Here is a 25,784-nt window from a genome sequence, read left to right on the forward strand (position 1 = left end):
GTGGGAGAATAGGGAAGAGGGTGAAAATCCCTCGCTGCCCCGCAACTGTAAGTGGTGATGAACGTCAGCAAACCACTGGCTCTTTCGAGCCGGGAAGGGCTGGCCAGTAAGATGAACCACAAGCCAGGAGACCTGCCCGAATATTGACCGTTGCCCTTTCGCGGGAGAGGCGCCGGAGGAGCGTTTCTTCTAGACCCCGGTACCCTCAGGTAGCGGGGTCTAGACGTTTTGGAGTTGTTATGCAGCAGGGCTTGATTCAGGTCTATACCGGCCCCGGGAAAGGGAAGACCACCGCCGCTACCGGCCTGCTGGTTCGTGCTTTGGGGCAGGAACTCAAGGTGCTGCTGGTGCGGTTTCTCAAGTCGGAATCGTTGCCGAGTGGTGAACTGAATATCCTGCAAGGTTTGCCGGGTCTGGAAATTATCACCGCCGGAGTCGGCGGGGTAGAAGGCCGCAAACGGCCGGAACAGATACGGCAGAACGTTGCTGAGACCTTTGCCATGGTTCGGCCGAAGATCCTTGCTGGGGATTACGATCTGGTGGTGCTTGATGAATTCAACGTGGTGCTGGGTAACGGCTACCTGCCCTTGACCGATGGGCTTGAATTGCTCGATCAGCGCCCTGCCACAACCGAGTTGGTGTTGACCGGTCGCAACGCGCCGCAAGAGGTGATCGAGCGAGCCGATCTGGTGTCAATGATACAGGCCGAGAAGCACCCTTTCGAACAGGGTATCCTGGCGCGTGCCGGAATTGAATACTGAAGAGGCGGCCGATGGCGAAGATGATTTATATTACTGGCGGCACCCGCTCCGGGAAAAGTGGTTTTGCCCAGCAACTGGTGGAAAAGCATCCAGGACAGCTCCTCTACATCGCACCGGCGCGGGTCGATGATGACGAGATGGCGGCGCGAATCGAACTGCATCGGCAGGCGCGTGGCGAACGCTGGCGGTTGTTGGAGGAGCCGCTCTGGTTGACCGAGAGGTTGCCCGATGCAGCCAACGGGTGCAGTGCCCTGCTGCTCGACTGCGTGACTCTTTGGGTGACCAGCCTGTTTTTTCATTTTAAAGAAAAGCAGGCACCGGTGTTGGCCGAGGTTGATCGTTTGATCGAATTGGCCTGGCAGCTGGAGGAGCCGCTCTACCTGGTGTCGAACGAGCTTGGCAGCGGTATCGTGCCGGAGAACCCAATGGCGCGTAAGTTTCGTGACTTGGCCGGGATCGTCAATCAGCGTCTCGCGGCAGCTGCCGACGAAGCCTGGTTCGTGGTTTCCGGAGTACCGCTGAAGTTGAAATAAAGTTTTCAGGAGAAAAAAATGCCTAGAGTTGCACTGAAAAAAATTCTCGAACAAATCAAACCGGTCAGCGCAGAAAAGCTGGCCGAAATCCAGGCCCGTATCGATCGGCAGGCAAAGCCGGCCGGTTCTCTCGGGCGGTTGGAGGAATTTGCCCGCCGTTACGTTGCCATCACCGACAGTGAAGAGGTCCGCGGCAAGCGGATTTACACCTTTGCCGGTGATCATGGCGTCACCGAGGAGGGGGTCAGCGCCTTCCCGCAGGAAGTGACCCCGCAGATGGTCTACAATTTCGTTGATGGAGGCGCATCGATCAATGCCTTGGCGCGTCATGTCGGTGCCGAGGTGCAGGTGGTCGACATGGGGGTGGCGACCGATTTCGAGGATCTTGACGGTTTGATCAAGCGTAAAATTGCCAAAGGAACCGCCAACTTCACCAAGGGACCGGCGATGAGCCAGGAGCAGGCGTTGCAGGCATTGTTGACCGGCGTCGAGATGGCCCGACAGGCGAAAAACGATGGCATCGATCTGGTCGGCACCGGCGATATGGGGATCGGTAACACCACCCCGTCGGCGGCAATCGCCGCCTGTATATGCCATCTGCCGGTCGAGCAGGTGACCCACCGTGGGACCGGTGTCGATGATGAGGGGTTGGCCCGCAAAATTCTCGCTATCAGCAAGGGCTTGGCAGTCAACCAACCCGACCCGAACGATGCGGTCGATGTTTTGGCCAAGGTCGGTGGCTTTGAGATCGGTGGCATCGCCGGGCTGGTGCTCGGCTGTGCTGCCGAGGGAATCCCGGTGGTGGTCGATGGATTTATCTCGACGGCCGGCGCGCTGATCGCTTCCGAACTGCACCCGAATGTGCGCGACTACATCTTTGCCGCCCACCAGTCGGTGGAGATCGGTCATCACCATATGCTGGTGCGGATCGGCCAGCAGCCGATCCTCGATCTCGACATGCGGCTCGGCGAAGGAACCGGCGGCGCTTTGGCGATGACCCTGATCGAAGCTGGTTTGCGGGTGTTTCGCGAGGTTCTGACCTTCGATGCCGCAGGGGTGACCGAGGGATCAGAGCAGTGAAGCAGCAGTGGGATGATTTTCGCACCGCCGGTGCTTTTCTGACTATCTTCCCACTGGCTGAACATGTGGTGATCGACAACCAGCGGCTCGGGCGGAGCATGGGGCTGTTTCCGGCAGTCGGCCTAGCCCTCGGTTTGTTGCTGGTTCTTTGCAACGGGCTGCTCAGCCCCTTGATCCCGCGGGCGGTGCTCGATTGTCTTTTGCTTCTATTGCTGATTCTGGCGACCGGGGCGCTGCATCTGGACGGTGTCGCCGACATGATCGACGGGCTGGCCGGCGGCCGCGATCGGGAAAGCAGTTTGCGGATCATGAAGGACAGCCGGGTCGGGGCGATGGGCGTAGTCGGGCTGGTGATGCTGCTCTTGCTCAAGTACCTCTGCCTGTATCATGTCCCGCTGGCGCAGAAAAGCGCGGCGCTGTGTTTGATGCCGACGGCCGGGCGCTGGTGTCAGGTGTTTCTGGCCCGCTGCTCCAGCTATGTTCGCGCAGAAGGCGGCACCGGCTCGGTATTTGTCGAGCATGTTGGCGCTGCGGAACTGCTGCGTGCCAGCCTGACACTGTTGTTGGCCGCGTTGGTACTGTTCCAGTTCAACGGCTTCTGGCTGGCCGTGTTGCTGCTGCTGTTTGCCGTTTTGCTAATGTATTATTTCGAACGTCGTCTTGGCGGGGTAACCGGGGATATTCTCGGAGCGGCCACCGAGATGAGCGAAGTTTTTGCCCTGCTGCTGATTCTTGCATTCTATTGAGGTTTTCATGAAAGCTACCCGCATCCACCTGCTGCGCCACGGGCAGGTCGAAGGTTTTCAGCAGAAGCGCTATAACGGCCAGGGAGATGTCGCATTGACCGATCTCGGTCGTAAGCAGTCGGCAGTTTTCGCCGGGCGTTTCCAGCATCAGAAATTGACCGCTATCTATTCCAGTGATCTGGTCCGTTGCCGTACTGCCGCTGATCAGATAGCCATTCTACAGGAGGTCAAGCCGGTCTACCATGCTGAATTGCGGGAGCTGCACATCGGCGACTGGGAAGGACAAACCTGGGAGCAGCTGCAAAAGGCCTATCCGGAACTTTGGCAGGCACGGCTCGATGATATCGTCAACGTTGCTCCTCCTGGCGGCGAGAACCTGTTGCAGCTGGCTGAACGGGTGCGGCCGGTCATCAATGAGATCATCGCAGCGCACCCCGGTGGCGAGATTGTCATCGTCGGCCATGGCGGCGTCAACCGAGTGATTCTTCTCGACGCCATCGGCGCACCGCTCGATCGCCTGTTTCACATCGAGCAGGATTACGGCTGCCACAACATCATCGATTACTTCACCGACGGCATTGCCGTGGTGAAGAAGCTCAACGGATAACTGGCCCGTGATTCCCGGACTTCTGATCGCCGCACCAAGCAGCGGTAGCGGTAAAACCAGTCTGACCCTCGGTCTGATGGCGGCATTGAAACGACGGGGCGTTGCTGTTGCACCTTTTAAAGTCGGCCCCGACTATATCGATCCCGGCCATCATGCTGCCATCTGCGGTCGGCCTTCGAATAATCTGGACAGCTGGTTCTGCAGTCAGAAACAGGTGCGTGAAACCTTCGCGGCGAGTTGCTCCGGAGCAGATATCGCGATCGCTGAGGGGGTGATGGGTCTGTTCGATGGAGTCAGCGGTGCTGACGAAGAGGGGAGCAGCGCCCAGATCGCCAAGTGGCTAGGTTTGCCGGTACTGCTCGTAGTCGATGCCCGCGCGCAGGCGCGCAGCTTTGCTGCCCTAGTGAAGGGGTTTGGCACCTTCGATCCTGATTTGCAGATCGCCGGACTAATCGCCAACCGAGTCGGCAGCGAACGGCATGCCCAGCTGCTGCGCGAAGCGGTCGAGTCGACACCCGGACTGCCGCCGTTGCTCGGTTGCCTGCCGCGCTCGGAAGAGATTGTTTTACCGGAACGACATCTCGGTTTGGTCACCGCCGAAGATCTGGCCGGTGAGCATGGGGGAAAACTGGCCGCTTGGGTTGAACAGCATCTTGACTTAGAAATACTGCAGACTCTGGCGGCCAACAATGTGGCGTTTTCCCTTGAGGTTACAACTCCAGCAGTCGAGCAGCGCTTGCGTATCGGCATCGCCCGCGACCGGGCTTTCTGTTTCTACTACCCGGAGAACCTGCGTCTGTTGGAACAGGCCGGGGTGGAACTGGTTCCCTTTTCACCGCTGCACGAAACGCAGTTGCCGGATAACCTTGCAGGCATCTATCTCGGTGGCGGATATCCGGAGTTGCACGCTGAACAGTTGCAAAAAAACGAATCGTTGCGTTGGCAGATTGCCGAACAGGCGCGTGCAGGATTGCCGATCTATGCTGAATGTGGCGGTTTTATGTACCTGTGTGCTGCTATCGACGATCAGCCGATGTGTGGTGTTTTTCCGGCACAGGTGAAAATGCTGCCACGTCGACGGGCGCTCGGTTATCGACAGGTTGAGTTGAGAGCCGATTCAATCCTTGGCCCGGCCAGAACTCTGGTGCGTGGCCATGAGTTCCACTATTCCGAGGTGGAGATGCCGGAAAATGTGGAGCGCTGTTACCGGCTCAGTCGGCGCGGCGGCGAATTGCTCGGCATAGAAGGTTACTGTAGCAAAAATGTGCTTGGCTCTTACGTTCACCTGCATTTCGGAAGTAACCCGCAGGTAGCGGAGCATTTCGTCCGGTTCTGTTTAAAAAGACAATAATATTTCAGGGCGACCCAGTCGGGCGTCCGTTCAAATAATTCAGGAGGCAGTTGTAGTGAAAACCCAGATTGAATTCGCCCGCGAGGGTATTGTTACGCAGCAAATGTCCGAGGTTGCTGAACGTGAGGGAGTTAGCGGCCACTATGTGCGCGAGCAGATTGAGCTTGGCACCATCGTTATTCCGAATAACCATAACCGTAAACCGAAAGTAGTCGGCATCGGCAAGGGTTTGGCAACCAAGGTCAATGCCTCGATCGGCACCAGTTCCGACATCGTCGATTATGAGGCCGAGGTGCGGAAGGCGAAGGCTGCAGAAACGGCCGGTGCCGATACCCTGATGGAGCTGTCGGTTGGTGGCGACCTCGACCGCGTACGGCGTGAGGTGATTGCCGCCGTTGACCTGCCGGTTGGCAACGTGCCCCTCTACCAGGCTTTCTGCGAAGCGGCGCGCAAGTATGGCGACCCGAACAAGCTCGACGAGGAAATGTTGTTCGACCTGATCGAGCAGCAATGCGCCGACGGCATGGCGTTCATGGCGGTGCATTGCGGTATCAATCTTTATACCATCGAGCGGCTGCGCAAACAGGGCTACCGTTACGGCGGGCTGGTCAGCAAGGGCGGAGTGTCGATGGTCGCCTGGATGATGAAGAACGGCAAGGAAAACCCACTTTACGAAAAATTCGACCGGGTAGTCGATATCCTGAAGAAGTACGACACCGTGCTCTCGCTTGGCAACGGCCTGCGTGCCGGGGCGATCCACGACTCCCACGACCGGGCGATGGTTCAGGAACTGCTGATCAACTGCGAGCTAGCAGAACTCGGCCGTGAGATGGGCTGTCAGATGCTGGTGGAAGGACCGGGGCACATGCCGCTCGACGAGATCAAGACCAACATCAAGCTGCAAAAGCGGATGAGCGGTGACGCACCCTATTACATGCTCGGTCCGATCTCCTCTGACGTCGCACCGGGATATGATCACATCTCTGCGGCGATCGGCTCCGCTCAGTCGAGTCGTTACGGTGCCGACCTGATCTGTTACATCACCCCGGCCGAACACCTGGCGTTGCCGAACGAGCAGGATGTCATCGACGGCGTCAAGGCGGCAAAGGTGGCGGCCTACGTCGGCGATATGAACAAGTACCCGGAAAAGGGGCGCGAAAGGGACAAGCAGATGAGTAAGGCACGCCGCGATCTCGATTGGCAGCAGCAGTTCGAGCTGGCGCTGTTTCCGCAGGATGCCGCAAAAATCCGTGCCAGCCGGATTCCGGAGGACGAGAACACCTGCACCATGTGCGGCGATTTCTGCGCGTCGCGCGGCGCTGGGGAATTGTTCAAAAAGGATCTGCGCGGGGATAAAATCTGATCGGGAGGAAGGAAATGTCTGGAACTTCAACCATCTTGAAGCCGGAGGAGATCGAACAGGAAAGCTTCCGCATTATCGACAGCGAAATCGGGCCGCACTATTTCGATGAGCAGCAGTGGCCGATTGTGCGGCGGGTGATTCACACCACCGCCGACTTCAAGCTGGCCGAGCAGATGCGCTTTTCCTGGAATGTGGTTCAAAGCGCGGTCTGGGCACTGCGTAGCGGGGCGAAGATCCTTTGCGACACCAATATGGTGCTGGCCGGGGTCAACAAGAGTCGCTTGGCCAAGCTGGGTGGCAGTATCGCCTGCCACGTAGCCGATACACAGGTGGCCGCTGAGGCGAAAGAGGCCGATCTGACTCGTTCGACCTTCGCCGTGCGCAAAGGGGTGGCAGAGGGCTGTTCCATCTTTCTGATCGGTAATGCGCCAACCGCCTTGTTTGAGCTGCTGCGACTGGTCGAGGCGGGTGACGTTGTGCCAGATCTGATTGTCGGTGTGCCGGTCGGTTTTGTCGGCGCCGCCGAATCGAAGGCCGCTTTGCTGGCGACCGATCTGCCCTACGTCGCCATCGAAGGGCGCAAAGGTGGCTCCGCGATCGCTGCTGCGATCCTCAATTCCTTGCTGATTCAAGCCGAGGACTGATGGGCAAAAAGGAACTGCGCAGCGGATACACTACCGGGGCCTGTGCTGCAGCGGCCGCCAAGGGAGCGGCACTACTGTTGCGGGACGGGACGGCCGAATCGGTCGACATCGAGCTGCCGGCCGGGTTCACTGCGCAGTTTCAATTGAACGGGCAGTCAATTGTCCGTGGTGTCGCCCACTGTTACGTCGTCAAGGATGCCGGCGATGACCCGGACGTTACGCATGGTATCGAACTGCATGCCGAAATGCGTTATGCCGATTGTTGTGGCTTGGAGATCTCTGCCGGAACCGGTGTCGGCCGGGTGACCAAGCCGGGGTTGGCGGTTGCTGTCGGCGAGCCGGCGATCAACCCTGTGCCGAAACGGATGATTGAACAGGCGGTGCGTGAAGTCTTCGCTGCGGCTGAAGGTCTGCAGTTGACCCTGTCGATCCCGGATGGTGAGCAGCGAGCCAAGAAGACCCTCAACGAGCGGCTTGGGATTGTCGGCGGTCTATCGTTGCTCGGTACCACCGGCGTGGTTCGGCCGATCTCCCACCAGGCCTGGACCGATACTCTGGAAGTGGCGCTCGATGTCGCCCAGGCTGCCGGATCCAGCCTGGTGGTATTGTCGACTGGTCGCACTAGCGAGCTGGCGGCGCAGCAACATTTTGGTCTGCCGGAAGAAGCTTTTGTCATGATGGGCGATTTTATCGGCTATACTCTTGAGGCCTGTCACCGCAAAGGTATCGCGCAGCTCGCGCTATCAGGGCAGTTTGCCAAACTGGTGAAGATTGCCTGTGGACATCCGCAGACGCATGTTCGCCATTCGCAGCTTGACCTTCTACAACTGCGCAAATGGGCGCAGGAAATCGGCCTTGACGATGCCGAATGTCAACAGCTAGAGTTGGCCAATACAGCCCGCCAGGTGTTCGAGCAATCGGAAGCAGATTCAAGGCTGGTAGAACATGTTGGCCGGGAAGCGCTGAATATCTGCCAGCGGCAGCTGCCGGGCGCTGTGGTGACGATCCTGCTGATCGATTACCACGGGCAGGTCGCGAAAGTTTTTTCTTGAAATCTCCCGAGGGAGGCGAGGAATGAAATCGATTCATGTAATTGGTGCTGGGATTGTCGACCAGGAAGGTTTTACCCCCCAAGCGTTGGAGTTGATCAATCGGGCAGAGCTGCTGATTGGCGCCGAGCGGTTGCTGACGTTGTTTCCCGATTTTTCTGGGGAAAAGCTGGTTTTAGGTAAAAACCTCGCCGAGGTGGTGTCACGCTTGCAAAATAGTGACCGTAGGGTGGTTGTGCTCGCTTCTGGGGATCCGCTTTTTTTCGGGATCGGCCGGACCCTGTTGCGCAATCTTCCCGAGGAACTGATAGAGTTTCTGCCGAACGTCACCTCGGTGCAGTATGCCTTCGCCAAGATTCGCGAGCCTTGGGACGATGCGGTGTTCGTTTCCGCCCACGGACGCGAGCTGAAGGATGCCGTCGACCGGATCGTCGCCAACGACAAGGCCGCAGTACTGACCGATGAGACCAACAATCCCGGTGCTATTGCCCGTGAATTGCTCAGTCGCCGGCGTGGTGGTTACAAGGCCTATCTGTGCGAAAATCTAGGCACCGAAGAGGAACGAATCCGGGTAACCGATATCAAGGGTTTACTCGAATTCGAGGCGGCGCCACTCAACGTGTTGCTGCTGATCAAGGAGTACGAGGACGACGCCCACCAGTATGTGCCGACTCTCGGCATCCCCGATGATGAATTCGTTACTGTCAAGAAGCTGATCACCAAGGAAGAGGTGCGGGTAATCACCCTGGCCAAGCTTAAATTGCGCCACGACATGTGCCTCTGGGACATCGGCGCCGGCTCCGGTTCGATCTGTATCGAGGCCGATCACCTGCTGCCGAACGGTCGCATCTTCGCCGTTGAGCGGAACGAGGAATGTCGCCAGTTCATCAAGGAAAACCTGCAGAAATTCAATACCCGCAATGTGTCTCTTATTGAAGGCCTGGCACCTGACTGCCTTGAGGAATTGCCCGATCCGGATCGAGTCTTTATCGGTGGGAGTGGAGGTAAACTATGGGAGATCCTCGATACTGTCGATCAGCGTCTGGCGACAGGTGGGCGGATCGTCCTCAACGCCATTACCCTTGATACCCTGACTGCTGCCAACGAATATTTTGGTAACGCCGGTTATCAGGTCGAGGTGGTCACGGTCAACATTGCCCGGACCCGCCCGCTCTCCGACTACAAGATGTTCGAGGCCTACAACCCGGTTTACATCCTTACCGCGGTGAAAGACTAACAGTGGCGGAAGCGATACTCAAAGCTGGCCAGGTGCTGTTCGTCGGTGCCGGTCCCGGCGACCCGGAGCTGATCACCGTCAAAGGCTTAAAAGCACTGCAACAGGCCGATGTCGTCGTCTATGCTGGTTCCTTGGTTAATCCAGCGCTGTTGGAAGAGTGCCAGGCAGGCTGCGAGATCCACGACAGTGCGCCGCTTGATCTTGAGAAGGTGTTGGCGCTTCTGGTTGCCGGTTGTCGGGCGAAGAAGAAGGTGGTGCGCCTGCATACTGGCGACCCGTCTCTCTACGGTGCGATTCAGGAACAGATGGAAGCGCTCGATGCCGCTGGAATCGGCTATGCGGTGATTCCAGGTGTAACGGCCACTTTTGCTGCGGCTGCCAGTCTTAAGCAGGAACTGACCCTGCCCGGCGTCTCCCAGACCCTCTGCCTGACTCGTCTGGCCGGCCGGACTCCGGTGCCGGATCCGGAACAGCTGCAGCGGTTGGCTGCCAATGGCGGAACCCTTTGTCTCTACCTCTCGGTTGGCATGATGGCAAAACTGGTTGCCGAGCTGCTGGCTGGCGGTGTTTTTACCGAGCAGACTCCGGTGGCGGTTGTCTACCGTGCCAGTTGGCCGGATGAGAGGACCGTAGAAGGCACGCTGGCGGATATTGCCGAGAAGGTTGCGAGCGCGGGGATCACCCGGCAGGCATTGATCTTGGTCGGCGAAGTTCTGAATGCACGCAGTAAAGGGGTGCCGGAAAAGTCGAAGCTTTATGCTTCAGATTTCACCCATGGCTATCGAAAGGCTTGATTTTATTGCCGTTTTGGGAGAATTATGAAACTCGCGATCGTTGCCATTACTTCCGGGGGGGTGCAGCTGGCCCGCCATCTAGGAGCAAAACTCCCGGAAGCACGCGTTTTTCTGCCGGAAAGGCTTCGGCGGGGCGACGACGATGATTGTTTCGACAAACCGTTGGCGGTCTGGTTGCCGGGTCTGTTTCGAGAAGTTGAGCAGTTGATATGTATCATGGCGACCGGCATTGTGGTGCGGATTCTTGGGCGTGAGCTGAAGGGCAAGGATCAGGATCCGGCGGTGGTGGTAATGGACGAAGCGGGGCAGTTCGCCATCAGCCTGCTTTCCGGGCATCTCGGCGGAGCCAACGATCTGGCCCGGCGGATTGCTGAAGCCTCTGGTGCAACCCCGGTCATCACCACGGCGACGGATGTTAATAGTTTGCCTGCCTGGGATCAGGCCGCGCGGGATGTTGGTCTGATGGTAGAACCGGTCGCGAATCTGAAAAATCTCAACCGGCTGCTGCTTGAAGGAGGCAGAATCGGGCTCGTCGATCAGCGGCGCCGGATCGCGGATAAGTTTTCCAAGGTGCCGGGAGTGAAACTGTACGACAATTTTGCCGCCGCAACCCGTTCATCGGCGGAAGGGTTGGTGTTTGTCACTCACCGCTTTCTGCCGCATCTGCAGAATCAACCGGAAATGCTCGCGCTGCGGCCGCGTGATCTGGTGGTTGGTATCGGCTGCAACCGTAACACCTCGGCGGGAGAAATCGAACTGGCGGTGCGTAACAAATTGAAGCAATCATTTCTTGCTTTTGCCAGTATCGCTTGTGTCGCCAGCATCGACGCCAAACAGGATGAAGCGGGGCTGGTTGAATTTGCCGAGAATAACAGTTTGCCGCTGAAGTTTTACTCTGCCGAGGAGTTGAACCGGGTTGAGGTTCCCAGTCCGGTATCGCTGCATGCGCAAAAAGCTGTCGGGGCCAAAGGGGTCTGTGAACCTGCGGCGCTTCTCGCATCCGGGATGGGCGAAATGTTGATCCGCAAGCAGAAGGTCGGCAACCTGACGATCGCAGTGACGGAAATTCAAAGCTAATCTTTTAATCGTTTTGGAAATTTGATGACCGGAAAACTTTGGGTCGTCGGGCTGGGGCCCGGCGATGTTTTACATTTGACCCCCGCGGCCCGGGCTGCCATCAAACAGGCCGATTGTGTGGCGGGCTACAAGACCTACCTTGATTTGATACCGGAATTGATTGAGGGCAAGGAGCTACTCTCCAGCGGTATGCGGCAGGAGGTCGAACGTTGTCAGCTGGCATTGCAGCGGGCCGAGGCGGGTAGCAAGGTCGCTCTGGTCTGCTCCGGGGATGCCGGGGTTTACGGCATGGCCGGGCTGGCCCTTGAGCTGCTTGACGGTCGTGAGTTGGAAGTCGAAATGGTACCCGGGGTTTCAGCGGTGCAGGCTGCCGCCGCGCGGCTCGGTGCGCCGTTGATGCACGATTTTTCGGTTATTTCCCTCTCCGATCTGCTCACTCCCTGGCCACTGATCCGGCAACGGCTCAATGCTGCCGGCAGCGCCGATTTTGTCATTGCTCTCTACAATCCGAAGAGCCGGGGACGCACTACCCAGATCGGTGAGGCGCGCGATATCCTGCTGCGACACCGTTCACCACAGACCCCGGTCGGCATCGTCCGCAACGCCTGCCGCGAAGGCGAGCAGATCACGCTTACTACTCTGGCGGAGCTGCTCGAATGCGAGATCGACATGTTTTCGCTGGTACTGATCGGCAACAGCTCGACTTATGTCGATGCGAATGGTCGGATGCTCACGCCGCGCGGCTACGCCGGTAAATATTTTTCCTCGAGAAGTGATTCAACAAATGAGGTTAAGCCGAAATCGCTGTTTATCGGTGGTACCGGCAGCGATGTCGGCAAAAGCATTATCAATGCCGGACTGTGCCGGATTTTCGCCCGGCGGGGCTGGCTGGTGGCACCGTTCAAGGCGCAGAATATGGCGCTCAACTCGGCGGTAACTCCCGACGGCGGAGAAATCGGCCGCGCACAGGCATTGCAGGCCGCAGCCTGCGGGCTGGAACCGCACATCGACATGAACCCGGTATTGCTCAAGCCAAACTCGGATACCGGTTCGCAGGTGATCATCCACGGACGGCCGATCGGCAATATGACGGTAGCCCAGTATCATGATTTCAAGGCGAAAGCCTTTCAGCAGGTGACAGAATCCTACCGGCGATTGGCGGCGCAGGTCGATCTGGTCATCATGGAAGGGGCAGGCAGTATCGCCGAGATCAACCTGATGGCCCACGACATCACCAACCTGAAAGCGGCCGCAGTGGCTGAGGCCCCGGTGATTCTGGTGGCTGATATTGATCGTGGCGGGGTGTTTGCTGCTATTGTCGGCACGGTTGAATTGCTCTCTCCCGCAGAACGGGCGCAGCTGAAAGGGATTATCATCAACAAGTTTCGTGGTGATGCATCGCTGCTCAAGTCGGGAATTGAGGCGATCGAAGACCGTACCGGCTTGCCGGTGCTTGGGGTGATTCCGGTCGGCGAGTTCCAGCTGCCGGAAGAGGACTCGGTGGCGCTCACGCGCAAGCAGAGGGAAAAGAAAAGCGGAATCCAGATTGGTGTGGTGCGTCTGCCGCGGATCTCCAATTACACCGATTTCGATCCGCTTGAGCGGGAGCCGGACGTCAGCCTGCAATATATCGAAGCGCCCGAGCAGCTTGACGGACTGGAATTGCTGATTTTACCCGGGACAAAAAGCACTCTGGCTGATCTCGACTTTCTCGAAGAGAGCGGTTTGGCTTCGGCGATTCGCAGCTATCACGCCGCTGGCGGTAGGGTGATCGGCATCTGCGGCGGGTTCCAGATGCTCGGCGACAACCTCTCTGACCCTGATGCGGTTGAGTCGGAACGGTTTGAGGCAACCGGATTGGGACTCCTCGATGTCGATACCATTCTCAAGCCGGGCAAGCAGACCCACCAGGTGACGGCGCGTTTTCAACAGGCCGCTTATGCGGCCGGATTCGGCGGGGTGGGTGAGGTGCAGGGCTACGAAATCCATGCTGGTGAGAGCGCGTGTGGCATCATGAGTCGGCCGCTGCTGCAGTTGACCAGTCGCTCCGGGAAGCCGGTTAAGATCAACGATGGAGCTGTTTCGGCTGATGGTCGTGTCTGGGGAACCTACCTGCACGGCTTTTTCGATGACGATCATGTGCGCTATGCCGTGCTGGCGCCGCTGCGGGCTGGACGTGGCCAGGCACCGGCTGTCCATTCGACGCAGCAGGCGCTCAATCTCGAATTGGACAAGCTGGCCGATCATCTGGAGCGGCATCTCGATATCGAACAGATCTGCTCCTGGCTGCAACCGCCTGAGTCGTTGCCATGAGCAGCGCACTTTTTGGAGCGATCCTGTTGCTCGATCTGTTGTTGGGTGACCCGCACGGCTGGCCGCACCCGATTGTCTGGATCGGGCGGCTGATCAACCGCTTGGAGGAGGTGCTGCGGCCGCTGTTCCCGTCCGCCAAGCTGGCCGGGATTTTGTTGGTGCTCTTGACCTTGTTAATCACCGGAACTGCTACTTGGTTGGCTCTGCAGTTCTCCACCGCTTTCGGTGTCTGGCTAGGTTGGCTGGTTTCTCTCTGGCTCGGCTGGAGTTGCCTGGCGCTTCGGTCTTTGCATCGCGAAAGCTTGACCGTGATCGAAGATCTGGCGGCGGGAGATCTGGAAGGGGCACGGCAGTCGCTGTCGATGATCGTCGGCCGTGAAACCGCGACCCTAGATGAAGCGGGAATTCTAAAAGCTACCCTGGAAACGGTGGCAGAGAATGCTTCTGACGGCGTCATCGCGCCGTTGTTTTATCTGCTGCTCGGCGGGCCGCTGCTCGGCATGCTTTACAAGGCGGCTAGCACCCTAGATTCGATGGTTGGCTATAAAAACGATAAGTATCGAGAATTGGGCTGGGCCGGGGCACGCCTGGATGATCTGCTCAATTATATCCCGGCCCGCCTTACCGGTTGTTTGTTTGTTGGTTCTTCCTATTTGTTGAAGTTGAACGGGGATTCAGCAAAAAAAATGATGCTGCGTGACGCCGGCAAGCACGCCAGTCCCAATGCCGGTTGGCCGGAAGCTGCCGCTGCCGGGGCGCTTGGTGTGCAGCTCGGCGGAGTGGCTGTTTACTTCGGACAGCAGGTGGAGAAGCCGACTTTCGGAGATGCTTCGCAGCCGTTGTCGATTCAGCATTATCGTCAATTGATCCGGCTGCTCTATGTCAGCTCGCTCGGATTCGGCGGACTCGCCATCTTGTTACTGGGGGTGCTATGAACAAACCGGTTCATGGTGGCGGGGTTGATAGGGCGATGGGCGAGTTGGGACTGCCTCGCGAAGCGATCTATGATTTTTCTGCCAGCATCAATCCCCTTGGTCCGCCGCCAGAGGTTGAGCAGGTGCTTATCGATGCGCTGCAGAGGATTCGTGATTATCCGGAGATTGAGGCGGCTTCTCTACGTCGGGAACTGGAGGACTTTCATGGAATCTCTGAAACGAGACTGCTCCCCGGCAGCGGTTCGACAGAACTGATCTACTTGCTGCCACGAGTCTTTCGTCCCCGCCGGGCTCTACTGATTCTGCCCTGTTTCAGCGAGTATGCTCCGGCCCTGCGACAAGTCGGTTGTCACATAGATACTGTTGCCCTATCCCCTGAACATGACTTTTATTTTTCCGTTGAACAAATAGTCAACGGACTTCGCGAGGACACGGACCTGGTTGTATTGGCCAATCCGGGAAACCCGACCGGTGTGGGCATAGAATCGTGGAAGTTACTAGAACTGGCTCGCCGGCTGGGGTCCTGTCGCCTGCTTCTGGATGAGGCCTTTGTCGATTTCTGCCCGGAGTATTCGATCTTGGAACAGGTCGGGAAAACAACGAACCTGCTGGTGTTGCGCTCGATGACCAAGTTTTACGCCATCCCAGGTTTGCGGGTCGGCTATTTAGCTGGATCGGATGCCGATATCGCTAAACTGGCGGCACAGAAAGAACCCTGGAGTTTGTCAAATTTGGCCATTGCGGCGGGGGTTGCCTGTCTGGCGGTTGACCATTTCCGTGAGCAGACGTTGGCGCGGATCGGATTGTTACGTGAGGGGTTGAAGCAAGGGCTGGAGAAGCTGGGGATGAAGGTTTTTCCTGCTCGGGCCAATTATTTGCTCTGTCGTTTGCCCCAGGAGGGGCCTGATGCGATCGAATTGAAAAGAAAGCTGTATAGACATGGAATACTAGTTCGGTCCTGCGAAGATTTTAATCCGCTTGATGCCCGATATTTGCGGCTGGCTGTGCTTGGCAAAGAGGCTAACACCCTTCTTTTGGGGCGGCTGGCGTCGATATTCAGCAGGAGTTGTTGAAGGCGCTGTTCCAGGGCTTTCCAGTCATCGAATTTATATACAGGAAAGCTTCGGCACCATCCAGCTCAGGACGAGAAGAAGATCCGATGGTTGGTGGTGCTACTTTTTTTTTATTCGTGGGACAAAAACTTGTCTGTTATAGTGACTGTTGTTGAAAACCTGTCAGGTTCGCTTCCCTGTGGGGCCAGAATTGGCAGGATTGTGTTGGCATACAAACTGCTTGGGTAGAACGATAAGTCTCGAATTCGAGACTTTTTCTCTCCTTCAAGTGTTACGAATTCTATTTTCGTCATACTTGCGGGATGAATCGTTCGATACGTTTTGTGATTTTTATACTCAAGCATCGGGAGATTTATATTATGCACATGGCGGATGCTCTTCTTACTCCGGCCGTCGGGGGGACAATGTGGGCAGCAACAGCTGGTACCATTGCATATTGTTCACGCAAGGTAAAGCTGGAGATGGATGATAGCAAAGTCCCGTTGATGGGGGTTCTTGCAGCTTTTATCTTTGCTGCCCAAATGATCAATTTCACGATTCCAGGAACAGGATCGAGCGGCCATCTCGGTGGCGGAATGATTCTCGCGATCCTGCTCGGACCTTACGCCGCTTTTCTGGCCATGGCTTCAGTTTTAACCGTTCAGGCGCTGTTTTTTGCCGATGGGGGATTGCTTGCACTTGGCTGCAATATCTTTAATCTTGGGATTTTCCCCTGTTTCATTGCCTATCCACTGATCTACCGACCGCTTGTTGGGGAGAGCCCGTCGCAACGGCGCATTTTTCTTGCGGCGATTGTGTCCGCGGTGTTCGGACTGCAGCTGGGGGCTTTCGGTGTGGTACTTGAAACTGTTTTGTCGGGGGTCTCGTCGTTGCCGTTTAATACGTTTGTGTCCCTGATGCAGCCGATTCACTTGGCAATCGGGATTGTTGAGGGGCTGGTTACTGCTGCGGTCGTGCTGTTTGTCTGGAAGGCCCGTCCGGAGATCCTGAAATATGCTGACAGTGCCCGTTCTTTATGCGGTCTTTCCTTGAAAAAAGTTCTTGTCGGGCTGGCAATCGTGACAGTTGTTACCGGTGGTTCACTTTCGTGGTTCGCTTCGGCCAACCCGGATGGGTTGGAGTGGGCGATTCTGGGGGTAACCGGAAGCGAAGAAGTTGAAGAGGGGGAGTCAGGACTTCACGCTGCACTGGCCTGGTTGCAAGAATGCTTCGCTTTTCTCCCCGATTACGGGTTCGCCCAACCAGAGACCTCCTCTGAAAAGGTCGCGGAAGAAGCCGCCGAGGCTTGGCCGGCGGTTGATGCGGGTACATCGGTTTCCGGCCTGATCGGCGGGATCATGACTTTAGCCTTGGCTGCCCTGATCGGCTTGTTACTCAAGCGTCGGCAACGGCCCCAGGTTGGTTGATCCTGTTTTTTGTTGTTTTTTCAGCTCCCCCCTGAAATGCTCGTGGGAACTAATTACCTAGTCTGCACATCTCGCTGATTGCTGTTAACTATGTCCAGAATTGAAACCGCCTTTTTTGAAATTGGCTCACTCGATACCCTGGCAGGTGGTGATACGTTTGTCCATCGACTGGATCCACGGGCCAAGGTTGTTACTACGCTGATTTTTATCTGCTGCGTCGTCTCGTTTCAGAAATACCAGCTTTCGGCGCTGCTTCCTTTTTTCATCTTTCCTGCGGTTCTGCTGACCACGGCGCAACTTCCGGTCGGTTTCTTACTGAAGAAACTACTGTTTGTCGCTCCGTTTGCTTTTTTCATCGGTGTCTTCAATCCGTTCTTCGACCAAACCATCCTTTTCCATGTCGGCCCTGTTGGAATCAGTGGTGGCTGGGTTTCCTTCGCCTCGATCATGCTGCGTTTTTGTTTGACCATCAGCATGGCGCTGATCCTGATTGCGACAACCAGTTTCAACGGGGTCTGCATGGCTCTGGAAAAGATCGGTGCCCCAAGGGTTTTCACCGTCCAGTTGCTGCTGTTGCATCGCTATCTGTTTGTGCTGGTGGGAGAGGCATCCCGGCTGGTGAAGGCACGGGCACTGCGGTCGTTCAATGGCCGGGGTACGGGCATGACTGTCTTCGGGCATATTGTCGGGCAATTGTTGCTGCGCACCCTTGATCGGGCGCAGAGAATTCATCTCGCCATGCAGTGTCGCGGGTTCACCGGCGAGATTCACCAGATGCGGTTATTTAGGTTCGGCTGGCATGAGTTCTTCTTCACCCTCGCCTGGTCAGCTGTTTTTCTGATATTGCGTTTTTATAATCTGTCCCAACTGCTGGGCGGTTTTCTGCTGGAGTTTGCCCAATGAGCCATCATATCGTTGCGGTTAAAGATCTGGAGTATACCTACCCCGATGGAACCCCCGCCATTCAAGGTGTTTCTTTCCGGATTACTCACGGTGAATCGGTGGCGATCGTCGGTGCCAACGGCGCGGGGAAATCGACGCTGTTGATGCATTTGAACGGTTACCTGACGCCGCGCGAGGGGTCTGTCCAAGTGGGCGATTTTCCTTTGACCAAGGCGACGGTCAGCGACGTGCGGCGTTCCGTTGGTATGGTGTTTCAGGATCCGGACGACCAGTTGTTCATGCCGACCGTTTTTGACGATGTGGCGTTCGGTCCGCTGAATCTGGGGCTTCCCGCCGAGGATGTCAAGGTCAGGGTGAGCGACGCTTTAAGCCGCATGGACGTTCTGCACCTGAAAGATCGTCCTCCCTATAAACTCTCCGGCGGTGAAAAGCGCGCAGTGGCCATTGCCGCGGTCCTGTCGATGTCCCCTGACGTGCTGGTGATGGATGAGCCGACCACCGGTCTGGACCCACGGGCGCGCCGGCAGTTGATCGCCCAACTGGATTCATTTCAGCATACCAAAATTATCGCTACCCACGATCTTGATCTGGTTCTCGACCTCTGCCAGCGCACTATCGTTATCCATGCCGGAAAGGTCATGGCTGATGGCCCGACTCTCGAGATCTTCAACGATGGCAAGCTGCTGGAACGGTGCCATCTGGAAAAACCGCTACGCCTGCAGGGATGCCCGGTTTGTGGCCGGGATTGAACCTGCTTCAGCTGTTGTCTGTCTACTTGGACGGTTGTTTCCTGATTAGAAATGAAGCTGCCGTTCAGTCATCGATGGAGTTCTTGCCAAGGGTGTGCTAAATACAGCCCATGAGACAGCAGACGCTTATAGAGCGATTTCACGAGATCGAACAGCTGGCGGAAAAGTTTCACCTGCTCGAGACCAAGATCCTCGGGGTGCTCGACTTCCAGGATTTTTTTCAGGTGCTGCGCGAGCAGATCGGCGACATCTTCGATGTTCCACACGTCTGGTTCAGCCTGATCCATGACGAAGACGCCTCCGCCCCGATTAAGCGGGTGGCTCTCAGGTCGAAAATCGGTGAACATCTCAACCTGGTCAGCCGGGAGCAATTTGCCCGTTTAGTCCGGCGGCCCGAAAAGCCGCTGCTGGAGAACGAGAACCTGGCCCCTTACCGGATTCTGCTGCCGGAGTTGGACAAGTTTTATTTCAAATCGCTGGCGATGGTACCGGTCAGCCTGAACGGCGCGCTGGTCGGCAGCCTCAATCTGGCGGATGCTTCGCCTCAGCGCTTTCATCCTGGTTATAACTCGATCCATCTGGAGCGGCTGGCGATTAAAGTGTCGCTGTTTCTCTCCAACGTCACCGCGCATGAAAATCTCCGCTATCTTGCCTTTCACGACCCGCTGACCGAGTTGCACAATCGGCGGGCGATGGAACAGACCCTTGAGCGGGACTTTGCCCGGGCGCAGCGTTATTGTTCGCATCTGTCGCTGGCATTCGTCGATCTTGATCTGTTCAAACCGGTCAACGATACCTACGGTCACGATTGCGGCGATGCCCTGCTCAGGCACTTGGCCGAGGGGATGGTGCGGATGAGCCGACAATCCGACATGGTGACCCGGCTGGCTGGTGACGAGTTCGTTTTGTTGCTGCCGGAAACGGTTATGGCACAGGCGAATTTCCTGCTGCAGCGGATGGCTGATGCTTTCTGTTCACAGCCGATGGAATGGCAGGGAGAACAGATCAGTATCCGCATCAGTTTTGGGATCGCTTCGGTGATGGAGGACAGTGTAGATTCGGCCGAAGCGCTGCTGAAGTTGGCTGATGAGCGCCTTTATCTGAAGAAAAAGGCGCGTAAGAGCGATGGCTGAAACCGCACTTTTCGATCATCATGCCTTGTACAAGCTGGCACTAACCAAAATGCCGTTCGGAAAGTACGAGGGACGCTATCTGGTCGATCTGCCGGAGCCGTACGTTGTCTGGCTGGTGCGCAACAATCTGCCGAGTGGCGAATTGGGCCGACAACTGCTGGAGATCTACGAAATCAAGGTCAACGGTTTGGAGTCGTTGATTCGCCCCTTTCAGAAGTAACCCGTGCAATGCAAAACCTTCCCTGGTCTGCTGACCGTACCCCTTTGATGCTGGCTCCGATGCAGGGGCTGACCAACGATGCGCTACGCAATTATTTTATCCAGACGGTTGCTCCCGATGTCGTTTTCACCGAGTTTGTCCGGGTGCAGACACAATCGCGCAAGCGGATCGCCAAGGCGGAACTGGCGGAAATCAGGGCTCACGATTCTCATGTCCCATTGGTGGTGCAGCTGATTGGTCACACTGCCAGCGCGCTGGCCGAAGCGGCGCAGAGGGTTCAAGAGGCCGGTTGTCAGCATTTGAACCTTAATCTCGGCTGCCCCTATGGGCGGATGGCCACCGGCGCGACAGGTGGCGAGCTGCTACGTGAGCCGGACAAGTTGGGTGAATTGATGATCTCGCTGCGGAAGGCGACTGATGGAAGCCTTTCGGTCAAGTGTCGGACAGGCTACGACGACCCGCAACAGATCTTTCAGCTGCTGCCGATCTTCGAAGAGTGTCGACTCGATTATCTGATCCTTCATCCGCGCACGGTTGAGCAAAAATACGCCGGAGAAGCTGATCACCAGTTGACCGCGGAAGTGGTCAAGCGAACCAGCCTGCCAGTGATTGCCAACGGTGATATCAATGCCGCGGCAACCGGTCGGCGGCTTTTGCAGGAGACGGGCGTGGCGGGCTTGATGCTTGGCCGTGGCGCCCTGGCCGACCCTTGGCTATTTCAGCGGATTCGTGGGCTAGCGCCGGATCAGGTAGATGCAGCGCAGCGCCGGAAGGAATTAACCAACTATGTCGCGGCATTGTTGGAACTGTATCTGGTTAAATTCTGCGGCGAACGACAAGCGCTGATGAAGCTGAAGGATCTACTCAATTTCATTCCCGATCCAGAGTTACAGAGAGCACTGGGAAAACTGAAGCGGGCAAATACTGTCGCCACTTTTTTATCGCGGCTGGCAGCGATAAGGGGAAAATAGGCAGGTAGCCTGACGAATGGTATGCTTGGAACTGATGTAAAGTATTCTTTAGCTGCTCTTATCACTATTGACTGCAATTGGAGGAGATGAAATGGGCAGATTGTTGAGAATTGCAGGGGATGTTTTAGGTGGATTAGGTTTGCTTGTCTGTCTGGTCGCTGGTGTCGCCCGGCTTACAGGACACTATCAGGTTTTGTCCTATGAGGCGATGACCCTGTTTACCGCCGGGCTGGGGCTGATGGTCGCGGCCTGCCTAGTGAAACTGCAGCAGTTACTGCTCTCTTAGTAGCAGACAGCATTTCACTGACTGCAGGAGATTGGCCGGGTTCGGTAGCCGCCGCTGGAAAGTACAGCGGCCGCCACCGGTTCACCACAATAGTGACCAAGGTTCAGCTTGGCATGTCCCAGCAGTAAGGACTGATCCCCCTCCGGTGCCAGGTAAACTGCCTTCACCGTGACATAGTGGTGGTTCCTCTTTCCTCCAGAACAGGGCGGCAGATACGCGTCAGCCTGATCCCAGATCGGATTGGCGTGAGCTTTCACCAGGAAGAAATTCTCCGGTAGTTCAAAACTGTGTCCTGCGACCGGCGGGATGATGATCTGCCTGATTCCCGGTGTCAGCCGATAGTCCAGCTTGCCGTGACCGCCGTTGTCCATCTCCCGTGAATTCTAGTCAATGTGTTCCATAGACTCGCGTTCGCTTTGCTTGGGATGTTGCTGATCAGTAGCTCCGGAGGACTGCCGTGACCGCCGGATTTTTTGCACTGCTGCCCATCCGGCACCAATGTGTCGTTCCACCGTGGGGCGACGAACTCAATTTTAATGGCAGATATCCGTTCAACCGGCTGATATTGTCCCGAGCTGCAGCCGCTAAGCAGAAGCAGGATAAGGATAATGCCGAGGATAACTGTGGAGCGTGACTGGATGCGCATGGCGATTTTCTCCTTGGCTTTAGCGGAAGCTGGCAGCAGGGATAAGCCTGTGCCTACTAAAGCAGGTTCTGGCCGGTGGTGGTGGCAACCAGCTTGCCGTGCTTGACCCCCTTAGTACCGATCAGTTCATCGGCAATCCGCTTAACCCTATTGGCCGCTCCTTTAATGACCACCACTTCGAGGCAGTGGTGATGGTCGAGGTGAACATGCAGGGTCGAGACAATCTCCTCATGGTGGGAGTGCTGGTGCTCTGTCAGCTTGTCCGACAGGTCGCGGGTATGATGATCGTAGACCAGGGTTACGGTGGCGACGGTCTGCTGGTTGTCGTCCGCCCATTCTTTTTCCACCAGCGCTGCGCGGATCAGATCGCGGATCGCTTCCGAGCGGTTGACGTAGCCTTTTTGGTCGATCATTTCGTCAAATTGGCTTAGTAGCCGGCTGTCGATGGAAATTCCGAAACGTGTCAAATTGGCCATCGTAAAATCCTCATTGTTTATCTTTTCCAAATCGGGGGAGAATCTAATTTTGGGGATGAGAGAAAAGCTAGAAAATGGTTTAACACATGAATTTCAACAGGGCAAGAAAGTAACAGAGATTGCCCGACCTTAGCTAAGTTGTCCACATGTTGGACACAGTTTCTTTGACAAGATGTGGTGTTTAATGAGAAAGAAATCTACAAGATGTAGTGTTTTTGTCTTTTGACTTCCGGATATCTTGTGGTAGCCTCTGTTGCTGTGAGTTGCTATGTAGTTTGTGCGATTATTGTTATTCTTCTTTGCATTCTTTACATTAAATTAAAATCTATTTATTAAGTGTCTGGTTTTCAGGGAGGCGTAGCGTGATCGAATTTATTCGCAAACGGGATGGTCGATTAGTACCTTTTGAAGAACAGAAGATTGCCCAGGCGATCATCAAGGCTGTTCAGGCGGTCGGTGGCACCGACCTGCAAAAAGCGGCTGACATTACCCGGCAGGTCAGCGGAATACTGACAGTGCTCTATAAGGGCGATCGGGTGCCGACCGTGGAAAATGTTCAGGATCTTGTCGAGAAGATCCTGATCGAGAACGGTCACGCGCAAACCGCCAAGGCCTATATCATCTACCGTAAACAGCGCGAGGGGCTGCGCCAGACCAAGGAGTTCATGAAACAGTCGATCGCCGCGATCGACTCCTATCTGGTGCGCGAGGATTGGCGGGTCAATGAAAACGCCAACATGGGCTATTCGCTGCAGGGGCTGAACAATCACATCGCTTCGAATATCACCAGCAATTACTGGTTGAACAAAATCTACCCGGCGGCTGTGGCCAACGCCCACCGCGAGGGGAATTTTCATATCCACGATCTGGGCATGCTGTCGATTTACTGCTGCGGTTGGGATCTAAAGGACCTGCTGCTGAAAGGTTTCACCGGCGCCTACGGCAAGATCCAGAGTGCCCCGCCGAAGCATTTTCGCACCGCGCTCGGGCAAATCGTCAACTTCTTCTACACCCTGCAGGGAGAAGCGGCCGGCGCTCAGGCTTTCGCCAACTTCGATACCCTGCTGGCGCCGTTCATCGCTTATGATCGACTCTCCTTTGGCGAGGTCAAGCAGTGCCTACAGGAGTTCATTTTCAACATGAACGTACCGACCCGGGTTGGCTTCCAGACTCCGTTCACCAATATTACTATGGACATGATGGTGCCGTCGAATATGGCCGGTGACGCGGTAGTGATCGGCGGCGAGCTGCAGGATCGCTGCTACGGCGAGTTCCAAGAGCAGATGGACCTGCTCAACCGTGCCTTCTGCGAGGTGATGATGCAGGGAGATGCTTCGGGGCGGATCTTCTCTTTCCCGATTCCGACCTACAATATCACCAATGATCTTGACTGGGAGAGTGACCGCCTGCAGCCGGTCTGGGAGATGACCGCCAAATATGGCATCCCCTATTTTAGTAATTTCGTCAACTCCGATATGGATCCGGAGGATGCCCGCTCGATGTGCTGCCGTTTGCGCCTCGACAACCGCGAACTGCGCCGGCGTGGAGGTGGTTTGTTCGGTAGTAACCCATTAACCGGCTCGATCGGCGTGGTCACTCTCAACCTGCCGCGCGCCGCCTACGAGGCAGACTCCGTCAGCAGCTTTTACGACCGGATCAGCTATCTGATGAAGCTGGCTTTCGAGTCGCTGGAGCTGAAACGTAAGCAGTTGGAGCGCCTGACCGAAGAAGGGCTCTACCCGTACAGCAAATTCTATCTTTCGGCCATTCAGGAGCGCAGCGGCAACTACTGGGATAATCATTTCTCCACCATCGGCCTGATCGGCATGAACGAAGCCTGCAAGAATCTGCTTGGTTGCGGCATCGACAGTGGGGAAGGGCAGGCGCTGGCGCAAGGGACCCTCAACTTTATGCGTAAGCAATTGGAGATTTATCAAGAAGAGACCGGTCACCTCTACAACCTAGAAGCGACCCCGGCGGAAGGGACTAGTTACCGGCTGGCCAACCGCGACCGCGAACTCTATCCCGATATCGTCACCGCCGGCACCGACGAGCCGTACTACACCAACTCGACCCAGCTTCCGGTCGGTACTACCGAGGATATCTTTGAGGCCCTCAGCCACCAGGACAAACTGCAGACTCTCTATACCGGAGGCACGGTGTTCCATGGCTTCCTCGGCGAACGGCTTGACGACTGGCGTAGCGCCCGGCTTTTAGTGAAGCGGATTTCTGAAAATTTTCATCTGCCGTATTTCACTCTCAGTCCGACCTTTACCATCTGTCCGGTACACGGTTACATCACCGGTGAACATTTCTCCTGCCCGCATAACCATGAAGGGCAGGCGGCATAAACCCAAATGAGAAGCAAGGGAGCAATCGCGAATGGCAAACAAATGTGATGCAAAAACAGAGGTTTATTCACGTGTCTGTGGTTTTTTTCGGCCGGTTCAGCAATGGAACCGCGGAAAGAAGGAGGAGTTCAAGGATCGCTCCGAGTACAACCTGTCGGGTAAGGAGCAAAAAAGCTGAGTATTTCGATCAAGGGTTTTCAGGGAACCAGCCTGCTCGATTTTCCGGGGCGCGTTGCCTCGTTAGTTTTCACCGGTAGCTGCAACCTGACCTGCCCATTCTGCCATAATCCGGGCTTGGTTCTCGAACCACAGACCTTTTCCGATTATCCGGTCAGCGAGTTGCTGGCGGACCTGCAAAATAGAAGGTTATTTATCGACGGGGTAGTTATTTCGGGCGGAGAACCGACCCTCGATGCTGGTCTGCCAGCGTTTTTACGCCAGCTCAAGAAACTTGGCCTGCAGGTCAAGCTCGATACCAATGGCCTTTTGCCACAGGTGCTTGAGGAACTGATGGAAGAGCAGTTGCTCGACTATCTGGCGATCGACCTGAAAACGCTTCCGGAGCGGTATCCGGAGTTGCATAGTCACCCGGTATCGGTTCCGAATTTACTCAAGACGATCGGGCTGGCTAAAATAGCCCCGATCGAGGTGGAGTTTCGCACGACCTGCGTACCGCAATTGATTGACGCTGAAGTTATCGACCGGTTGGGTGAGTTACTGCGCGGTGCCCCTCTGTGGGTGCTGCAACAGTTTGTGCCGGAGCATTCTCTGGATGAGACTTGGCAAGGGCTGGATGCTTACCCGACAAGCACGATTGAGAAGTTTGGAAAGCAGGCGGAAAATTACGTCGAAAAGGTCATTTTACGAGGAAGCTGAGTTACCGTAAAATTTTCAGATTTTTTTTACTCACGCCCTTCAGCTTTGCGCTGAAGGGCTTTTTTGGTTTGCCCAGCGGAGCTGGCAAACCCGGCCTGTTGCAAGATGCAGGCGTCACCCTGATCAGGGGGAAGACAATCCGAATCGCAAGGGCGTTGCTGGCAACGGCAAGGTCTGAAGGAAGCGATAGGAAGTAAGCTGCAC

At 56.2% G+C, this 25,784-nt stretch carries 27 protein-coding genes, 1 pseudogene and 1 riboswitch; of the genes and pseudogenes, 24 read left to right on the top strand and 4 right to left on the bottom strand.

Annotation, left to right across the window (positions count from 1 at the left end; all coding sequences use genetic code 11):
• A riboswitch (cobalamin riboswitch) is annotated at positions 1–155 on the top strand. This riboswitch is flagged as partial in the annotation.
• A gap of 84 nt (positions 156–239) precedes the next feature.
• The 22 genes from Q7J88_RS06240 (at position 240) to Q7J88_RS06345 (ending at position 21,231) form a co-directional block, all read left to right on the top strand.
• Positions 240–761, top strand: coding sequence for a cob(I)yrinic acid a,c-diamide adenosyltransferase (locus tag Q7J88_RS06240; RefSeq protein ID WP_303721296.1), 522 nt, complete (start codon positions 240–242; stop codon positions 759–761).
• A gap of 11 nt (positions 762–772) precedes the next feature.
• Positions 773–1,294, top strand: a complete 522-nt coding sequence (cobU, locus tag Q7J88_RS06245; protein WP_303721297.1) for a bifunctional adenosylcobinamide kinase/adenosylcobinamide-phosphate guanylyltransferase — start codon at positions 773–775, stop codon at positions 1,292–1,294.
• 18 nt (positions 1,295–1,312) lie between these two features.
• On the top strand, positions 1,313–2,374 hold the full coding sequence (cobT, locus tag Q7J88_RS06250; protein WP_303721298.1) for a nicotinate-nucleotide--dimethylbenzimidazole phosphoribosyltransferase: 1,062 nt from the start codon (positions 1,313–1,315) through the stop codon (positions 2,372–2,374).
• Positions 2,371–3,120: an adenosylcobinamide-GDP ribazoletransferase gene (gene cobS / locus Q7J88_RS06255; RefSeq protein WP_303721299.1), complete on the top strand. Its 750-nt coding sequence runs from the start codon at positions 2,371–2,373 to the stop codon at positions 3,118–3,120. The genes cobT and cobS overlap by 4 nt, the downstream gene beginning before the upstream one ends.
• A gap of 7 nt (positions 3,121–3,127) precedes the next feature.
• On the top strand, positions 3,128–3,727 hold the full coding sequence (gene cobC, locus Q7J88_RS06260) for an alpha-ribazole phosphatase (RefSeq protein WP_303721300.1): 600 nt from the start codon (positions 3,128–3,130) through the stop codon (positions 3,725–3,727).
• Between the two features lie 7 nt (positions 3,728–3,734).
• Positions 3,735–5,078 (top strand): cobyrinate a,c-diamide synthase, encoded by a 1,344-nt coding sequence (locus tag Q7J88_RS06265; RefSeq protein WP_303721301.1) that lies wholly within the window; start codon positions 3,735–3,737, stop codon positions 5,076–5,078.
• A 55-nt stretch (positions 5,079–5,133) separates the two neighbouring features.
• Positions 5,134–6,441 (top strand): phosphomethylpyrimidine synthase ThiC, encoded by a 1,308-nt coding sequence (gene thiC / locus Q7J88_RS06270; protein ID WP_303721302.1) that lies wholly within the window; start codon positions 5,134–5,136, stop codon positions 6,439–6,441.
• Between the two features lie 14 nt (positions 6,442–6,455).
• Positions 6,456–7,085, top strand: coding sequence for a precorrin-8X methylmutase (locus Q7J88_RS06275; protein ID WP_303721303.1), 630 nt, complete (start codon positions 6,456–6,458; stop codon positions 7,083–7,085).
• The gene (locus Q7J88_RS06280) at positions 7,085–8,137 is read left to right on the top strand and encodes a cobalt-precorrin-5B (C(1))-methyltransferase (RefSeq protein WP_303721304.1); all 1,053 of its coding nucleotides are present in this window, start codon (positions 7,085–7,087) and stop codon (positions 8,135–8,137) included. The genes Q7J88_RS06275 and Q7J88_RS06280 overlap by 1 nt, the downstream gene beginning before the upstream one ends.
• Positions 8,138–8,159: 22 nt before the next feature.
• A complete protein-coding gene (gene cbiE, locus Q7J88_RS06285) occupies positions 8,160–9,371 on the top strand; it encodes a precorrin-6y C5,15-methyltransferase (decarboxylating) subunit CbiE (RefSeq protein ID WP_303721305.1) in 1,212 nt (403 codons plus the stop codon).
• Between the two features lie 2 nt (positions 9,372–9,373).
• Positions 9,374–10,165, top strand: coding sequence for a precorrin-4 C(11)-methyltransferase (gene cobM / locus Q7J88_RS06290; protein ID WP_303721306.1), 792 nt, complete (start codon positions 9,374–9,376; stop codon positions 10,163–10,165).
• A 24-nt stretch (positions 10,166–10,189) separates the two neighbouring features.
• Complete coding sequence (locus Q7J88_RS06295) at positions 10,190–11,242, top strand: cobalt-precorrin 5A hydrolase (protein ID WP_303721307.1); 1,053 nt, start codon at positions 10,190–10,192, stop codon at positions 11,240–11,242.
• 24 nt (positions 11,243–11,266) lie between these two features.
• Positions 11,267–13,555 carry a cobyric acid synthase gene (locus tag Q7J88_RS06300; protein ID WP_303721308.1) on the top strand — a complete coding sequence of 763 codons (2,289 nt, stop codon included), beginning with the start codon at positions 11,267–11,269 and terminating at the stop codon, positions 13,553–13,555.
• On the top strand, positions 13,552–14,490 hold the full coding sequence (cbiB, locus tag Q7J88_RS06305) for an adenosylcobinamide-phosphate synthase CbiB (RefSeq protein ID WP_303721309.1): 939 nt from the start codon (positions 13,552–13,554) through the stop codon (positions 14,488–14,490). The genes Q7J88_RS06300 and cbiB overlap by 4 nt, the downstream gene beginning before the upstream one ends.
• Positions 14,487–15,563, top strand: coding sequence for a threonine-phosphate decarboxylase CobD (cobD, locus tag Q7J88_RS06310; RefSeq protein WP_303721310.1), 1,077 nt, complete (start codon positions 14,487–14,489; stop codon positions 15,561–15,563). Before cbiB ends, cobD begins: the two co-directional genes overlap by 4 nt.
• A 359-nt stretch (positions 15,564–15,922) precedes the next feature.
• Complete coding sequence (locus Q7J88_RS06315; RefSeq protein ID WP_369681982.1) at positions 15,923–16,969, top strand: energy-coupling factor ABC transporter permease; 1,047 nt, start codon at positions 15,923–15,925, stop codon at positions 16,967–16,969.
• Positions 16,970–17,059: 90 nt separating this feature from the next.
• Complete coding sequence (gene cbiQ, locus Q7J88_RS06320) at positions 17,060–17,872, top strand: cobalt ECF transporter T component CbiQ (protein WP_303721311.1); 813 nt, start codon at positions 17,060–17,062, stop codon at positions 17,870–17,872.
• On the top strand, positions 17,869–18,621 hold the full coding sequence (locus Q7J88_RS06325; RefSeq protein ID WP_303721312.1) for an energy-coupling factor ABC transporter ATP-binding protein: 753 nt from the start codon (positions 17,869–17,871) through the stop codon (positions 18,619–18,621). The genes cbiQ and Q7J88_RS06325 overlap by 4 nt, the downstream gene beginning before the upstream one ends.
• Positions 18,622–18,731: 110 nt before the next feature.
• Positions 18,732–19,754 (top strand): GGDEF domain-containing protein, encoded by a 1,023-nt coding sequence (locus tag Q7J88_RS06330; protein WP_303721313.1) that lies wholly within the window; start codon positions 18,732–18,734, stop codon positions 19,752–19,754.
• On the top strand, positions 19,747–19,974 hold the full coding sequence (locus Q7J88_RS06335) for a DUF3820 family protein (protein ID WP_303721314.1): 228 nt from the start codon (positions 19,747–19,749) through the stop codon (positions 19,972–19,974). Before Q7J88_RS06330 ends, Q7J88_RS06335 begins: the two co-directional genes overlap by 8 nt.
• An 8-nt stretch (positions 19,975–19,982) precedes the next feature.
• Complete coding sequence (locus Q7J88_RS06340; RefSeq protein WP_303721315.1) at positions 19,983–20,945, top strand: tRNA-dihydrouridine synthase; 963 nt, start codon at positions 19,983–19,985, stop codon at positions 20,943–20,945.
• A gap of 91 nt (positions 20,946–21,036) precedes the next feature.
• Positions 21,037–21,231: a hypothetical protein gene (locus Q7J88_RS06345; RefSeq protein WP_303721316.1), complete on the top strand. Its 195-nt coding sequence runs from the start codon at positions 21,037–21,039 to the stop codon at positions 21,229–21,231.
• A 14-nt stretch (positions 21,232–21,245) separates the two neighbouring features.
• Here Q7J88_RS06345 and Q7J88_RS06350 read toward each other — a convergent pair whose 3' ends face one another.
• From Q7J88_RS06350 to nikR, 3 genes are read right to left on the bottom strand one after another with little or no spacing between them, the layout of a single operon-like run.
• Positions 21,246–21,602 carry a hypothetical protein gene (locus Q7J88_RS06350; RefSeq protein WP_303721317.1) on the bottom strand — a complete coding sequence of 119 codons (357 nt, stop codon included), beginning with the start codon at positions 21,600–21,602 and terminating at the stop codon, positions 21,246–21,248.
• The gene (locus Q7J88_RS06355; protein ID WP_303721318.1) at positions 21,563–21,877 is read right to left on the bottom strand and encodes a hypothetical protein; all 315 of its coding nucleotides are present in this window, start codon (positions 21,875–21,877) and stop codon (positions 21,563–21,565) included. Before Q7J88_RS06355 ends, Q7J88_RS06350 begins: the two co-directional genes overlap by 40 nt.
• A 56-nt stretch (positions 21,878–21,933) precedes the next feature.
• Positions 21,934–22,353 (bottom strand): nickel-responsive transcriptional regulator NikR, encoded by a 420-nt coding sequence (nikR, locus tag Q7J88_RS06360; protein WP_303721319.1) that lies wholly within the window; start codon positions 22,351–22,353, stop codon positions 21,934–21,936.
• A gap of 362 nt (positions 22,354–22,715) precedes the next feature.
• Between nikR and Q7J88_RS06365 the strand changes: the two are divergent.
• Together Q7J88_RS06365 and Q7J88_RS06375 are read left to right on the top strand one after the other, a co-directional pair.
• Positions 22,716–24,882, top strand: a pseudogene (locus Q7J88_RS06365) (ribonucleoside triphosphate reductase).
• Between the two features lie 32 nt (positions 24,883–24,914).
• Positions 24,915–25,580: an anaerobic ribonucleoside-triphosphate reductase activating protein gene (locus Q7J88_RS06375; RefSeq protein WP_369681983.1), complete on the top strand. Its 666-nt coding sequence runs from the start codon at positions 24,915–24,917 to the stop codon at positions 25,578–25,580.
• Between the two features lies 1 nt (position 25,581).
• Here Q7J88_RS06375 and Q7J88_RS06380 read toward each other — a convergent pair.
• A partial coding sequence (locus tag Q7J88_RS06380; protein ID WP_303721322.1) for a hypothetical protein occupies positions 25,582–25,784 on the bottom strand: 203 nt, incomplete at its 5' end.

Source organism: Malonomonas rubra, assembly GCF_003247215.1.
Lineage (GTDB): Bacteria > Desulfobacterota > Desulfuromonadia > Desulfuromonadales > Geopsychrobacteraceae > Malonomonas > Malonomonas rubra_A.